The sequence below is a fragment of the Gordonia sp. IEGM753 genome, assembly GCF_050321825.1.
Classification (GTDB): domain Bacteria; phylum Pseudomonadota; class Gammaproteobacteria; order Pseudomonadales; family Pseudomonadaceae; genus Aquipseudomonas.
Map to the genome: position 1 here is coordinate 328,697 of NZ_JBNQGB010000002.1, position 13,804 is coordinate 342,500.

A 13,804-nucleotide genomic window follows, 5' to 3' on the forward strand; every position below is an offset into this window, starting at 1 on the left:
CACCCACAAAAAAGCCCCCGCTGCCTTCACGGCACCGGGGGCTTTTTGTTGGGCCTTACATCTCGACCTGAGTACCCAGCTCGATCACCCGGTTCAGCGGCAGGTTGAAGAAGCGCAGGTTGCCGTTGGCATTCTGCAACATGAAGGCAAACAGCCCCTCACGCCAGCGAGCCATGCCTTCGAGCTTGGAGGCAATGACTGTCTCGCGGCTGAGGAAATACGTAGTGCGCATCGGGCTGAAATCCAGATCATCGAGGTGGCACAGCTTCAGCGCTTGAGGCACGTCTGGCTCGTCAACGAAGCCGAAGTGCAGAATCACCCGGAAGAAGCCTTCTCCATACGAATCAACTTCGAAACGCCGATTGGCCGGCACCCGCGGGATGTCTTCATAAACCACTGTCAGCAGCACCACTTGCTCATGCAGGACTTGGTTGTGCAGCAAGTTGTGCAACAGCGCGTGTGGTACGGCGTCCGGTCGCGCCGTCAGGAACACGGCAGTGCCCTGCACCCGATGCGGTGGCTGTACTCGAATACTGCTGATGAAGATCGGCAGCGGCAACCCGCCCTCATCCAGACGTTCGACCAGCAGTTGCTTGCCTCGCTTCCAGGTGGTCATCAGGATAAACAGCACGATACCGGCAATGACCGGGAACGCGCCGCCCTGAACGATTTTTGGCACGTTGGCGGCGAAGTACAAACCATCTACCAACAGGAAACCGATCGACAACGGCACCGCGAAAATCGGAGGCCATTTCCACAACAGCAGCATGACGGCTGACACCAGAACGGTGGTCATCAACATCGTGCCCGTCACCGCTACGCCGTAAGCCGAAGCCAGAGCGCCGGAGGATTCAAAGCCCAGCACCAGCAAAATCACACCGACCATCAGCGACCAGTTCACTGCGCCTATGTAGATCTGGCCTTGTTCTGCACTGGAGGTGTGCTGAATGTGCATGCGCGGAATGTAGCCCAACTGAATCGCCTGACGCGTCAGCGAGAAAGCACCGGAAATAACGGCCTGCGACGCGATGACCGTGGCCAATGTCGACAAACCGACCAAAGGAATCAGCGCCCAGCTAGGAGCCAGCAGATAGAACGGGTTGCGTGCGGCTTCCGGATCGCCCAGCAACAGCGCGCCCTGCCCGAAGTAATTCAGCACCAGCGCTGGCAGCACCAGGATGAACCAGGCGCGAGCAATCGGCTTGCGACCGAAGTGGCCCATGTCGGCATACAGCGCTTCGGCACCGGTCAATGCCAGCACAACCGCGCCGAGGATCGCAACGCCCATACCCGGATGCGAGATGAAGAAGCGTACGCCCCACACCGGGTTCATGGCGTGCAGCACCTCAGGGTGTTGCAGGATGCCGTAAACGCCCAACGCACCCAGCACCAAAAACCAGGTGACCATGATCGGGCCGAACAAGATGCCGATACGCGCGGTGCCATGGCGCTGAATAAGGAACAGCGCAACAAGGACGACCAGCGATAACGGTACAACCCAATGGTCGATGCCATCGAATGCCAGCCCCAGGCCTTCGATAGCGGAGAGCACGGAAATGGCCGGCGTGATCATGCTGTCGCCGTAGAACAGCGCCGCACCGATCAGCCCACACACCACCAGGAAGCTACGCAATTTCGGATGCCCGGACGCGGCTCTGCGAGCCAGTGCCGTCAAGGCCATGATCCCGCCTTCGCCCTGGTTATCAGCCCGCAGCACAAACATCATGTACTTGAACGACACCACCCAGATCAGCGACCAGAAGATCAGTGCCAGAATCCCCAATACCCCATCGTGGTTGACGGGGACGCCATAGCCACCGGTGAACACTTCTTTGAGGGTGTACAGCGGGCTTGTGCCGATATCGCCATAAACCACCCCGACCGCCGCCACCAGCATGCCGATCGGCTTTGCCGCCGAATGCTCGGCGCTCGCAGCCTGACTACTTGCCTGACCCATCCACCACTCCTACTACCCAGACCCGGACATCTTTAAAAAAGAAGCACTATGCTTTGCCACGCAGCATGCGCCGTTTTACTTCGCGTTACAGACGTTTTGTTGACTGTAAAAATTCGGTAAAGCGTAACGCCGCGAAGCATAGCGCAGCACTCGTCGTATTTCCCTGCATAAAGCTGGTCAAGTGAGCCTTCCATCGCTAGAATTGCGCACTTTTTGATCAGAGGCAAAGCGTCCCGTCTCGCGAATCACTCACGAGTCAGGGTGCAAAACGCCCGTCAGTCGCCTTGCCGTCTTCGGCTGGAGGCGTCACAAATACCGAGGTTAGACATGTCCACCACTCCTGTGCAGGCCAATCCAAAGGTTGGCTTCGTATCCCTGGGTTGCCCCAAAGCACTGGTCGACTCCGAGCGCATCCTTACCCAGCTGCGCATGGAAGGCTACGACGTCGTATCGACCTATCAGGACGCCGACGTGGTGGTGGTCAACACCTGCGGCTTCATCGACTCGGCCAAGGCTGAATCGCTTGAAGTGATTGGCGAAGCCATCAAGGAAAACGGCAAGGTCATCGTGACCGGCTGCATGGGTGTCGAGGAAGGTGCGATTCGCAACGTGCACCCAAGCGTGCTGGCGGTGACCGGCCCGCAACAATACGAACAAGTGGTTAACGCCGTGCACGACGCCGTGCCGCCGCGCCAGGATCACAACCCGCTGATCGATCTGGTGCCGCCGCAAGGGATCAAACTGACCCCGCGCCACTACGCCTACCTGAAGATTTCCGAAGGCTGCAATCACAGCTGCAGCTTCTGCATCATCCCCTCGATGCGCGGCAAACTGGTCAGCCGTCCGGTTGGCGATGTGCTCGACGAAGCCCAGCGCCTGGTCAAGGCCGGCGTCAAAGAGCTGCTGGTGATCTCGCAAGACACCAGCGCCTACGGTGTCGACGTAAAATACCGCACCGGTTTCTGGAACGGCGCGCCGGTGAAAACCCGCATGACCGAGCTCTGTGAAGCCCTGAGCACCCTCGGCGTCTGGGTTCGCTTGCATTACGTCTACCCGTACCCGCACGTCGACGAGCTGATTCCGCTGATGGCTGCCGGTAAAATCCTGCCGTACCTCGACATCCCGTTCCAGCACGCCAGCCCTAAAATCCTGAAAGCCATGAAACGCCCGGCCTTCGAAGACAAGACCCTGGCACGCATCAAGAACTGGCGCGAAATCTGCCCGGATCTGATCATCCGTTCGACCTTCATCGTCGGCTTCCCGGGCGAAACCGAGGAAGAATTCCAATACCTGCTGGACTGGCTGACCGAAGCCCAACTCGACCGTGTCGGTTGCTTCCAGTACTCGCCCGTCGAAGGCGCCCCGGCCAACCTGCTGGACGCGGCCATCGTGCCGGACGACGTCAAGCAAGACCGCTGGGACCGTTTCATGGCGCACCAGCAAGCCATCAGCTCGGCTCGCCTGCAAATGCGCGTCGGTCGTGAAATCGAAGTGCTGGTCGATGAAGTCGACGAGCAAGGCGCGGTGGGTCGTTGCTTCTTCGATGCCCCGGAAATCGACGGTAACGTGTTCATCGATAACGGCAGCAACCTGAAACCAGGCGACAAAGTCTGGTGCAAAGTGACTGACGCCGACGAATACGACCTGTGGGCTGAACAGATCTAAACGCAAAAAATACAAAAAGCCCCGCCCTCTTTACGAGATGCGGGGCTTTTTTAGGTCTATCGTTTTGTGGGAGAAAGGACTCGCACAATCCACCGCAAAAGGGGCATTCGGCCATGCGCCATCATTCGGTCATTCATACACCCAAACAAAGCGATTACCCGCAACTCACCCAAGTCTGGGAGGCCTCGGTGCGCGCCACGCACGACTTTCTGCCAGACAGCTACATAGAACTGCTGAAAAACCTGGTACTGACCCGCTACCTCGATGCAGTGATGCTGATTTGCACCAAAGACGCGCGTCAACGCATCACCGGGTTTGCAGGCGTCGCAGCCGGCAAAATAGAAATGCTCTTTATAGACCCCGCGCATCGCGGCCAGGGCCTAGGCAAGCAACTGTTGCGCTATGCAATGGAGCACCTGAACGCTAACGAGCTGGACGTCAATGAGCAGAACCCGCAGGCGCTGGGCTTCTACTTCAAACAGGGCTTTGAAGTGATCGGTCGTTCAGAAGTCGATGGCATGGGCCAACCTTACCCGTTGTTGCACATGCGACTGCGGGAAAATCAGCAGCATTCGCGGCATGGCTGACACAACCCAGAACACCTGTGGGAGCGGGCTCGCTCGCGAATGCGGTGTGTCATTCGCCCGATAAATTGACTGTTCTACCGCTTTCGCGAGCAAGCCCGCGCCCACAAAAAGCCATCCAGCGTAAATGGAGCCGGGATTAACCGGCGCCAGGCAGGTACAATGCCCACCCCCTTTTTGTTACGGCCCTGTCATGACTGACCCGATTCGTCTCTCCAAACGCCTCATCGAACTCGTCGGCTGTTCCCGTCGGGAGGCTGAGTTGTTCATTGAGGGCGGCTGGGTCACCGTAGACGGCGAAGTCATCGACGAGCCGCAGTTCAAAGTCGGCACTCAAAAAGTCGAGCTCGACCCAGAGGCCAAGGCGACGGCCCCTGAACCCGTAACCATCCTGTTCAACGTTGCGGCGGGCATGGATGCAGAAACGGCCATGGCAAGCATCAGCGCCGAAACCCTGAGCGAAGAACATCGCTTCAGCAAGCGCCCGCTCAAGGGCCACTTCCTGCGGCTGACCGCCAGCACCGACCTGCAAGCCAATGCCAGCGGTCTGCTGGTGTTTACTCAGGACTGGAAAATCTTGCGCAAGCTGACGGCTGACTCAGCCAAGATCGAGCAGGAGTATGTGGTCGAAGTTGAAGGTGACATGGTCGCGCACGGCTTGAACCGCCTGAATCATGGCCTGACCTATAAGGGCAAGGAGTTGCCGGCGGTCAAAGCCAGCTGGCAAAACGAAAACCGCCTGCGGTTTGCGATGAAAAATCCACAACCGGGCGTCATTGCCCTGTTCTGCCAGGCCGTTGGTCTGAAGGTCGTCGCCATCCGCCGCATCCGCATCGGCGGCGTGTCCATCGGTAAAGTACCGTTGGGGCAATGGCGCTACCTGTCCGGCAAAGAAAAGTTCTAAGACCTTTCACGCCGCCCTACATTTTGGCGCTGCTGTTCTCTGCGGCGCCCACTGCTGAATATCAGGATTGCACACCATGATTCATAACGACGTACTGCGCAGCGTGCGCTACATGCTGGACATCAGCGACAAGAAAGTCATCGAGATCATCAAACTCGGCGGCATGGACGTCAGCCTCGAAGACCTGCTGACCTACCTGGACAAGAAAGAAGAGGACGAGGAAGGTTTTGTACGCTGCCCGGACGAAGTCATGGCGCACTTCCTTGATGGCCTGGTGATCTTCAAGCGCGGCAAGGATGAAAGCCGTCCGCCGCAGCCGATTGAAACCCCAGTGACCAACAACATCATCCTGAAAAAGCTGCGCGTGGCCTTCGAACTGAAAGAAGACGACATGCATGCCATTCTCAAAGCCGCCGAATTCCCGGTGTCCAAGCCAGAACTGAGCGCATTGTTCCGCAAGTTCGGCCACACCAACTACCGCACCTGCGGCGACCAGTTGCTGCGCAACTTCCTAAAAGGGCTCACCCTTCGAGTTCGCCCGCAGTAAGCACCTGATGTCTTGCAGGCGCTGGCTTGCCAGCGAAGGCCTGAATAACGCGGTGTTGAATCCGTCGACACGCGTTATCGTTAACGACCTTCGCTGGCAAGCCACCCCTGCAGCTGGGCCGAATGGCCACCCATTCCTCGCAAAAATAGTGGCTCCGCTTCTTGCGGCTGACGACTAGGGTGTATTAACCCTCAGCTCTCAGGACTCGCCATGCACCCTTATTTTTCCCTACAAGGCCGCACCGCTCTGGTGACCGGCGGCACCCGTGGTATCGGCAAAATGATCGCCAAGGCCTACGTCGAGGCTGGTGCCACCGTTTACGTCTGCGCCCGGGATGCCGAAGCCTGCCAGCAAACCGCGGATGAACTGGGCGCATTCGGTCGTTGCCACGCAATCGCGGCGAATCTGGCGACTGAAGAAGGCGTGCAGCAACTGGCCACACAACTAAGCCAACACATCAGCCACCTGGATATTCTGGTGAACAACGCTGGCACCACATGGGGTGCACCGCTGGAAAGCTACCCGGTAAAGAGCTGGGAAAAGGTCATGCGGCTCAACGTGACGTCAGTATTCAATTGCATTCAGCAATTTTTACCTTTGTTGAAGAAGGCGGGTTCAGCAGCGAATCCGGCACGGATCATCAACATCGGCTCGGTGGCAGGAATTTCATCGTTTGGCGAGCAAGCGTATGCCTACGGCCCGAGTAAAGCCGCGCTGCATCAGCTGTCGCGAATTCTCGCTCGTGAACTGGTGAGCCAGCACATCAACGTCAATGTGATCGCGCCCGGCCGTTTCCCCAGCAAGATGACCCAACACATTGGTGATGATGAACAGGCGCTGGCGGATGATACGGCGCTGATCCCCATGAAACGCTGGGGGCGAGAAGAAGAAATGGCAGCACTGGCGATCAGCCTGGCGAGTACGGCCGGTGCATACATGACGGGCAATATTATTCCGCTGGACGGTGGGTTTAGTCTCTAGATCCTCGGCGTGGCCATCGAGAGCAGGCTCACTCGCGTAGGGAGCGATTACAAAGTGGCTGCCTGCTCGCGATGATGGGTTTGCAGGCGCCACCGATCTCGAGACCGCTCGGGTTATCATGCCCACCCTCACCCGCCTCGACCCCAGACCATGACCTACAGCGTTTCTCCCATCGGCTTCGTGCGCTCCTGCTTCAAGGAGAAGTTTGCCATCCCGCGCCAACCGCAACTGGCTCCAGCCGCGCGTGGCGTATTGGAGTTGGTGGCGCCTTTCGATCAAGGCGATGCGGTGCAAGGGCTGGAGCAGGTCAGCCACGTCTGGCTGCTGTTCATGTTTCATAAAGCGCTGGAAGAAAAACCGCGACTGAAGGTGCGCCCTCCTCGTCTCGGCGGCAACACAACCATGGGCGTGTTTGCGACCCGCGCCACGCACCGTCCCAACGGTATTGGTCAATCCGTGGTCAAGCTGGACAAGGTCGAAGCCAATCGCCTATGGATATCCGGCATCGATCTGCTGGATGGCACGCCAATTCTCGATATAAAACCTTACGTACCTTACGCCGACATCATCGACAGAGCCTCCAACGACATCGCCAGCGCAGCGCCACAGCTGATTCCCGTGCAGTGGGCGGACTCAGCACTGCAGCAGGCTCATGGCCATGCTCAGCGCCTCAAAGAGCCTCTCGTTGAGTTGATCGAACAATGCCTGGCACAAGACCCACGTCCGGCGTACCAGATTCCTACACCGCAAAGGGAATATGGCGCGCAGCTTTGGGACGTGGATGTGCGCTGGCATTACCCTACGCCAGACCTGATCCGCGTCCTGGAAGTGATTCCAGCAAAGGACTGAACGCCGCAAACAACTGTGGGAGCAGCCTGCACGCGAAGAGGGTGTGACAGTCAACTTTGAAGTCGACTGATACACCCCCATCGCGAGCAGGCTTGCTCCCACAGGTAAAGCAAAGCAGTTGAGCGGAGTTCTTATTTCTCGACGAATGCGCGTTCGATCAGGTAATCACCCGGCTCACGCATACGCGGCGAAACTTTCAAGCCGAAACTGTTCAACACTTCGCTGGTTTCGTCGAGCATGCTCGGACTGCCGCACAGCATGGCGCGGTCATCCTGCGGATTGATCGGCGGCAGGCCGATGTCGCTGAACAGCTTGCCGCTGCGCATCAGATCGGTCAGGCGGCCCTCGTTCTCGAACGGTTCGCGGGTGACAGTCGGGTAGTAGATCAACTTGTCACGCAGCGCATCGCCGAAAAATTCGTTCTGCGGCAGGTGCTCGGTGATGAACTCACGGTAAGCGACTTCGTTGACGTAACGTACGCCGTGGCACAGGATCACTTTTTCGAAACGCTCGTAGGTTTCCGGGTCCTGGATGACGCTCATGAACGGCGCCAGACCGGTGCCGGTGCTGAGCAGGTACAAGTGTTTGCCAGGCTTCAAGTCGTCCAGTACCAGCGTGCCGGTGGGCTTCTTGCTGATAATGATCTCGTCGCCTTCCTTCAGATGCTGCAACTGGGAAGTCAGCGGACCATCAGGCACTTTAATGCTGAAGAACTCGAGATGCTCTTCCCAGTTCGGGCTGGCAATCGAGTAAGCACGCATAAGCGGGCGGCCGTTGGGCTGTTGCAGGCCGATCATCACGAACTGACCGTTCTCGAAGCGCAGGCCCGGATCGCGGGTGCACTTGAAGCTGAACAGGGTGTCGTTCCAGTGGTGAACACTGAGGACACGCTCGTGGTTCATGTTGCTCATGTACGTGGGACTCCTGGAGATTTGTCTGCGCAGGCTCTGTAAAAACAAACTGACGGCGCGCAATTGCATCGCATTCTAATGCCAGCGACAATATCTGTTAAATGGATTATTAAGATAAGGGTTATCGGTTATATAGATATGCGATTTACTCTCCGTCAACTTCAAGTATTCGTCGCCGTCGCCCAGCAGGAAAGCGTCTCGCGGGCTGCCGGCCTGCTCAACCTCTCACAATCGGCGGCGAGCACTTCAATCACCGAGCTAGAGCGCCAGTCCAGCTGTCAGCTGTTCGACCGCGCGGGCAAACGGCTGAGCCTCAATGCCCTCGGCAAACAGCTGCTGCCACAAGCCGTGGCGCTGCTCGACCAGTCCAAGGAAATCGAAGACCTGCTGAACGGCAAGTCCGGTTTCGGTTCACTGGCCGTTGGCGCAACCCTGACCATCGGTAATTACCTGGCAACATTGCTGATCGGCAGCTTCATGCAGCGCCATCCCGAGAGCCAGGTGAAGCTGCATGTGCAGAACACTGCCAACATCGTGCAACAGGTTGCACACTATGAAATTGATCTAGGTCTGATTGAAGGCGATTGCAGCCACCCCGACATTGAGGTGCAGAGTTGGGTCGAGGATGAGCTGGTGGTGTTTTGCGCGCCGCAACATCCGCTGGCCAAACGTGGCGTGGCGACCATGGAGGAGTTGAGCCAGGAAGCATGGATTCTGCGCGAACAAGGCTCTGGTACGCGGCTGACCTTTGACCAGGCTATGCGTCACCACCGCAGCGCTCTGAATATCCGACTGGAGCTTGAACACACAGAAGCCATCAAGCGAGCCGTGGAGTCAGGTTTGGGGATTGGCTGTATTTCGCGTTTGGCACTGCGCGATGCGTTCCGACGCGGCAGCCTGGTGCCGGTAGAAACACCGGATCTGGACCTGGCCAGGCAGTTTTACTTCATCTGGCACAAACAGAAATATCAAACGTCAGCGATGCGCGAATTTCTCGACCTGTGCCGCGCGTTTACCGCAGGGGTTCAGCGCAGCGACGAGATCGTGTTGCCAACCATCGCTTAGAGCAGGATAACCGCCCATACCAGCGCGATCATGGTCAAGGCAACAAACTGGGCAGCGCTGCCCATGTCTTTGGCATTCTTGGACAGCGGGTGCAATTCCAGGGAAATACGGTCAATGGCCGCCTCCACTGCCGAATTGAGCAACTCGACAATCAACGCCAGCAAACAGACTGCGATCAGTAATGCCTGCTCGACCCGGCTGACGTTCAGGAAGAACGAAATCGGGATCAGGATGACATTCAGCAACACAAGTTGCCGGAAAGCCGCTTCGCCGGTAAAGGCTGCACGCAGGCCATCGAGCGAGTATCCAGAGGCATTCAGAATGCGTTTCAGGCCGGTCTGGCCTTTGAAAGGTGACATAGAGTGGGCAACTGACCAAAAAAGGAATGGGAAAGCTAGATCAACGAAAGTCAAAAAAGCGTGAAGATGCCAGCCTTTAATGGCTGGAAATTGACTCAAGTTGTTGCAAGAGCAGCGCAGCCTGAGTTCGGGTCCGCACATTCAGCTTACGAAAAATCGCCGTCACATGCGCCTTGATGGTCGCTTCGGACACGCTTAGCTCATAAGCGATCTGCTTGTTCAACAAGCCCTCGCACACCATCGTCAACACTCGAAATTGCTGTGGAGTAAGGCTCGCAAGACCTTCACTGGCAGCTTTGGCTTCGGCAGAAACGCTGACGGCTTCAAAGGCCTGAGGCGGCCAGAACACGTCGCCATCCAACACCGCACGCACCGCTTTTTGAATAACGCCCAAGTCGCTGGACTTGGGAATGAAGCCACTGGCCCCGAACTCACGGGACTTCACCATGATCGATGCTTCTTCCTGTGCCGACACCATGACCACGGGAATCTGCGGGTATTGACCGCGCAGCAACACCAGTCCAGAAAACCCGTAAGCCCCTGGCATGTTCAAATCCAGCAGGACCAAGTCCCAATCAGCTTTTTCGTCGAGGCGGGTTTCGAGCTCGGCAATGCTCGCCACTTCTACCAAACGGACATCCGGGCCAAGGCCAAGAGTCAATGCCTGGTGCAATGCGCTACGGAAAAGTGGGTGGTCATCGGCAATCAGGATTTCGTATGTGGCCATTTTTCAAATGATCCTGTTTTTCAAGCAACTCAAGGTACAGCCACGGAGCTGCACCAACAGGGCACGTTCAACGCCAATACCATAAAACGACGTTTCAAACTCCGGCCGCGCCCTAATCGGCGCCAAGCATGCCCAGCGAAACCGGGGTGGTCAAGGTGCTTGGCCAGCACAGTTCTTTGCAGTATGGGTAACAATCAGCAGGTGATCGCGGTGCCTCTGTGTACAAATGGCATCAATTCGGCGTGTGCCGGCGTCGCAACGTTCATTTCCAACTGATGTTTGGCATCCAGGTAATGCTGGCTGAACACATCAAAATAGGCGTCCAGCGCCGACGCGGCTTCAACATCACCCGCCAAATCGAGGCACAGCGCCGCAACTTCGGCGGTACATAAATGCTCGCTGCGAGTCGAGCGGCGCAAGCGGTACCGTGAAAGTTTGTCCGGAAGCAGGCTGAGAATTGGCAGCGCATCAAAATACGGGCTTTTGCGGAAAATCTTCCTGGCTTCGGTCCAGGTCGCATCCAGCAAAATGAACAGAGGGCGCTTACTGCTGGAGGGTTCGACGGTATTTGTCACCCGTTGAGGCTCAACGTATTCACCTGGAAACACCAGGTACGGCTGCCATTGCGGGTCGGCCAGCAACGCCAGCAATTGTGGGTCGGTTTCTGTCCGTGACCAGATGAATGCGTGATTGTCGCGCACCACATCGGCGATCAACCAGCCGGTATTGCTGGGCTTGAACACCTCTTTATTGGTCATGATCAAGCAAACCCCGGAACGCGTTTCGACTTGCGGGCGCCAAGCGCACAGGCAGTGACTTTCGATCACACGGCAAGCATGACAACGCGGGGCTCTCCAGCCACGCGCCTGAATCGGCTTGATGCCTGCTTCCTCTCGTTCATCACGCAAGCGTGCAACGGCATTCGGCGCAAAACGCGAAGGTGTAGGGCTCATTGCGGGCGACGTCGGGGAGAAAGGAAAATCGACACTGAAAAAACACTCGGCAGAACAAAAGTGCTGACAGTTTACCAGAGCCTCCGGCGCAAGCCTGTACCGTCCGGGCTCGCTCCCCTATAATTCGCCGCCACTGAACGCACAGTCATGTGACGGGTCGAACCACCAGTCACTGAACCAGGAGAGTTTCATGCTGCGCCTTATCGTTCCCACCGTTGCCGTTTTGCTGGCGTCGTCCTTCAGCGCTCAGGCTGCTTCTTTGAGTGAGCAGAACCTCAACAGAGAGCTGCGAAACGTCGCTGCGCAAAGTAGCGTCGGCACGCCACGTGCGATCAACGAGGACATTCTCGATCAGGGCTACACCGTCGAAGGCAATGTGTTGATCAACCACCTGAGTGTGCAAAGCACCCACGCCGACAAAATGCGGGCAGACCCAAAAGCGGTGTATTTCCAGCTCGGCGCTTCGGTTTGCCGGAATAAAGGATTCCGCGATCTGATGGCCAAGGGCGCGATCATGCGTTACGACTTCACCGAAGTGAAAACTAACCGCTCGGTCGGCTCCGCAAGCTTCCAGGATTCAGATTGCCCTAAAGCAGCACCTGCGAAGAAAAAGTAATCACGCTGAATTAGCGCGCCGTTGTTCATCCTCGGCGCGCAATTCTGCAACCAGTGCTTGCAGATAACGCGAGCGGCGCTCGCCCCCCTGTAGACGGCGGCAGCACTCCTCTTCGAGACTCAAATGATTGGTCTCGGCCGCTGACTTCAGCAATCGATACAGTTGTGCATCGATCTCCAGAATGACTCTGGCCATAAACTCCCGCCTCCCTGCCCTTCGCCCCTGATTGCGCGATAAATCCTTTGAGCTGCGTATCCCGTGCGCCTTGCCGTTTACGCAAAACATTTGCGTGACGCCTTTGCTTAAGTAAATCAGAGCGGTGAGCACTCGGCAGAGGTTCGGACGAGCGGTGAAATCACCTTGCAAATAGTTAATAAGCAGTTGCCAGGAAAGACTTTGCGGCGCAATGATCAGGTCAGCGCAATTCACCGCGCGGGTCTAGATTTAGACTATTCACCTTCACCATTCAGGGCAGATAGGGGGCTGCCCGTTATGCATTTTTCGTTGTGAATGTTTTTTCAGCAAAGGAAAAAACAAAGCCTGTATGGAAGGAGAAATTGAATGCCTTACCAACCGAATGACCTGTTGAGCCGTCATTTTGAAGAAAGCGGCCACGATCTCACCAGCAAGGTTGAAGAACAACTCAACCTGGTTTCCCCCAACAGCCCGAATATTCCCATCTATCGCGACATGATCCTTACCGTCTTGCGCATGGCGCAGGAGGATCACAATCGCTGGAATGCCAAGATAACCCTGCAAGCGTTGCGAGAACTGGAGCACGCGTTCCGCGTTCTCGAGCAATTCAAGGGGCGTCGCAAGGTCACCGTTTTCGGCTCAGCGCGCACACCTGTCGAGCACCCGTTATACGCCATGGCTCGAGAGCTTGGAGCTGCGCTGGCGCGCTCGAACCTGATGGTAATCACCGGGGCCGGCGGCGGCATCATGGCGGCTGCCCATGAAGGCGCGGGGCTGGAACATAGCCTGGGATTCAATATCACGCTGCCCTTCGAGCAGCATGCAAACCCCACCGTTCAGGGCACTACCAATCTGCTGCCCTTCCACTTTTTCTTCACCCGTAAACTGTTTTTCGTCAAAGAGGCTGATGCGCTGGTTTTGTGCCCCGGGGGCTTCGGTACGCTGGATGAAGCACTGGAAGTACTGACGCTGATTCAAACGGGTAAAAGTCCGTTGGTGCCCGTCGTGCTGCTGGACGCACCTGGCGGCAAGTTCTGGCAAGGCGCGCTGGACTTCATTCATCATCAACTGGAGGAAAATCGCTACATCCTGCCGACCGATATGAAATTGGTGCGCCTGGTCTACAACGCCGAAGAAGCGGTGGAGCAGATCAACCAGTTCTACAGCAACTTCCACTCCAGCCGCTGGCTCAAGCACCAGTTCGTGATCCGCATGAACCATAAACTGAGTGATAGGGCGTTGGAACACATGCAAGAGGCATTCGCCGACTTGTGTCTGAGCGATCAATTCCATCAGCATGCCTACAGTGGCGAGGAACACGATGAAGCTCAGTTCAGTCACCTGGCGCGACTGGCCTTCACCTTCAACGCTCGGGATCACGGGCGGTTAAGGGAACTGGTGGACTACATCAACCTGCCCGAAAACTGGGCGCACTCCAAACCTCAATCACAGCAGCGCACGCGGGAGCCTTCGAAGGTTACGTGAAGCAAA

15 protein-coding genes are annotated in these 13,804 nt (G+C 57.0%); 9 read left to right on the forward strand and 6 right to left on the reverse strand.

Features of this window, described 5'->3' with window-relative positions; all coding sequences use genetic code 11:
* Positions 1-55 precede the first annotated feature (55 nt).
* On the reverse strand, positions 56-1,957 hold the full coding sequence (locus ACQR3R_RS14420; RefSeq protein WP_428272969.1) for a KUP/HAK/KT family potassium transporter: 1,902 nt from the start codon (positions 1,955-1,957) through the stop codon (positions 56-58).
* Between the two features lie 327 nt (positions 1,958-2,284).
* On the opposite strand from ACQR3R_RS14420, the gene rimO reads away from it, so the two are divergent.
* The 6 genes from rimO (at position 2,285) to tsaA (ending at position 7,487) form a co-directional block, all read left to right on the forward strand.
* Positions 2,285-3,622: a 30S ribosomal protein S12 methylthiotransferase RimO gene (rimO, locus tag ACQR3R_RS14425; RefSeq protein ID WP_428272970.1), complete on the forward strand. Its 1,338-nt coding sequence runs from the start codon at positions 2,285-2,287 to the stop codon at positions 3,620-3,622.
* A gap of 113 nt (positions 3,623-3,735) precedes the next feature.
* Positions 3,736-4,209, forward strand: a complete 474-nt coding sequence (locus ACQR3R_RS14430) for a GNAT family N-acetyltransferase (RefSeq protein WP_428272971.1) — start codon at positions 3,736-3,738, stop codon at positions 4,207-4,209.
* Positions 4,210-4,399: 190 nt separating this feature from the next.
* Complete coding sequence (locus ACQR3R_RS14435; protein ID WP_428272972.1) at positions 4,400-5,110, forward strand: S4 domain-containing protein; 711 nt, start codon at positions 4,400-4,402, stop codon at positions 5,108-5,110.
* A 76-nt stretch (positions 5,111-5,186) separates the two neighbouring features.
* Positions 5,187-5,657, forward strand: a complete 471-nt coding sequence (locus ACQR3R_RS14440) for a DUF1456 family protein (protein WP_428272973.1) — start codon at positions 5,187-5,189, stop codon at positions 5,655-5,657.
* 210 nt (positions 5,658-5,867) lie between these two features.
* On the forward strand, positions 5,868-6,638 hold the full coding sequence (locus ACQR3R_RS14445; protein ID WP_428272974.1) for an SDR family oxidoreductase: 771 nt from the start codon (positions 5,868-5,870) through the stop codon (positions 6,636-6,638).
* A gap of 150 nt (positions 6,639-6,788) precedes the next feature.
* Positions 6,789-7,487, forward strand: a complete 699-nt coding sequence (tsaA, locus tag ACQR3R_RS14450; RefSeq protein WP_428272975.1) for a tRNA (N6-threonylcarbamoyladenosine(37)-N6)-methyltransferase TrmO — start codon at positions 6,789-6,791, stop codon at positions 7,485-7,487.
* 131 nt (positions 7,488-7,618) lie between these two features.
* Here tsaA and fpr read toward each other — a convergent pair whose 3' ends face one another.
* Positions 7,619-8,398 carry a ferredoxin-NADP reductase gene (fpr, locus tag ACQR3R_RS14455; protein ID WP_008054100.1) on the reverse strand — a complete coding sequence of 260 codons (780 nt, stop codon included), beginning with the start codon at positions 8,396-8,398 and terminating at the stop codon, positions 7,619-7,621.
* A gap of 138 nt (positions 8,399-8,536) precedes the next feature.
* Here fpr and ACQR3R_RS14460 point away from each other — a divergent pair, with 138 nt between their 5' ends.
* Positions 8,537-9,463 carry a LysR family transcriptional regulator gene (locus ACQR3R_RS14460; RefSeq protein ID WP_428272976.1) on the forward strand — a complete coding sequence of 309 codons (927 nt, stop codon included), beginning with the start codon at positions 8,537-8,539 and terminating at the stop codon, positions 9,461-9,463.
* Here ACQR3R_RS14460 and ACQR3R_RS14465 read toward each other — a convergent pair.
* From ACQR3R_RS14465 to ACQR3R_RS14475, 3 genes are all read right to left on the reverse strand, one after another.
* On the reverse strand, positions 9,460-9,822 hold the full coding sequence (locus ACQR3R_RS14465) for a diacylglycerol kinase (protein WP_007947182.1): 363 nt from the start codon (positions 9,820-9,822) through the stop codon (positions 9,460-9,462). The genes ACQR3R_RS14460 and ACQR3R_RS14465 overlap by 4 nt on opposite strands.
* A gap of 76 nt (positions 9,823-9,898) precedes the next feature.
* Complete coding sequence (gene erdR / locus ACQR3R_RS14470) at positions 9,899-10,549, reverse strand: response regulator transcription factor ErdR (protein ID WP_428272977.1); 651 nt, start codon at positions 10,547-10,549, stop codon at positions 9,899-9,901.
* Between the two features lie 194 nt (positions 10,550-10,743).
* Positions 10,744-11,502 (reverse strand): DTW domain-containing protein, encoded by a 759-nt coding sequence (locus ACQR3R_RS14475; protein ID WP_428272978.1) that lies wholly within the window; start codon positions 11,500-11,502, stop codon positions 10,744-10,746.
* Between the two features lie 190 nt (positions 11,503-11,692).
* On the opposite strand from ACQR3R_RS14475, the gene ACQR3R_RS14480 reads away from it, so the two are divergent.
* Entirely contained in the window at positions 11,693-12,118 is a 426-nt protein-coding gene (locus tag ACQR3R_RS14480) for a PA3611 family quorum-sensing-regulated virulence factor (protein WP_428272979.1), read from the forward strand.
* On the opposite strand, the gene ACQR3R_RS14485 is transcribed toward ACQR3R_RS14480, so the two are convergent.
* Positions 12,119-12,313, reverse strand: coding sequence for a hypothetical protein (locus ACQR3R_RS14485; protein WP_428272980.1), 195 nt, complete (start codon positions 12,311-12,313; stop codon positions 12,119-12,121).
* Positions 12,314-12,679: 366 nt separating this feature from the next.
* On the opposite strand from ACQR3R_RS14485, the gene ACQR3R_RS14490 reads away from it, so the two are divergent.
* Positions 12,680-13,798, forward strand: a complete 1,119-nt coding sequence (locus ACQR3R_RS14490; RefSeq protein ID WP_428272981.1) for a TIGR00730 family Rossman fold protein — start codon at positions 12,680-12,682, stop codon at positions 13,796-13,798.
* The last annotated feature ends 6 nt before the right edge of the window (positions 13,799-13,804 follow it).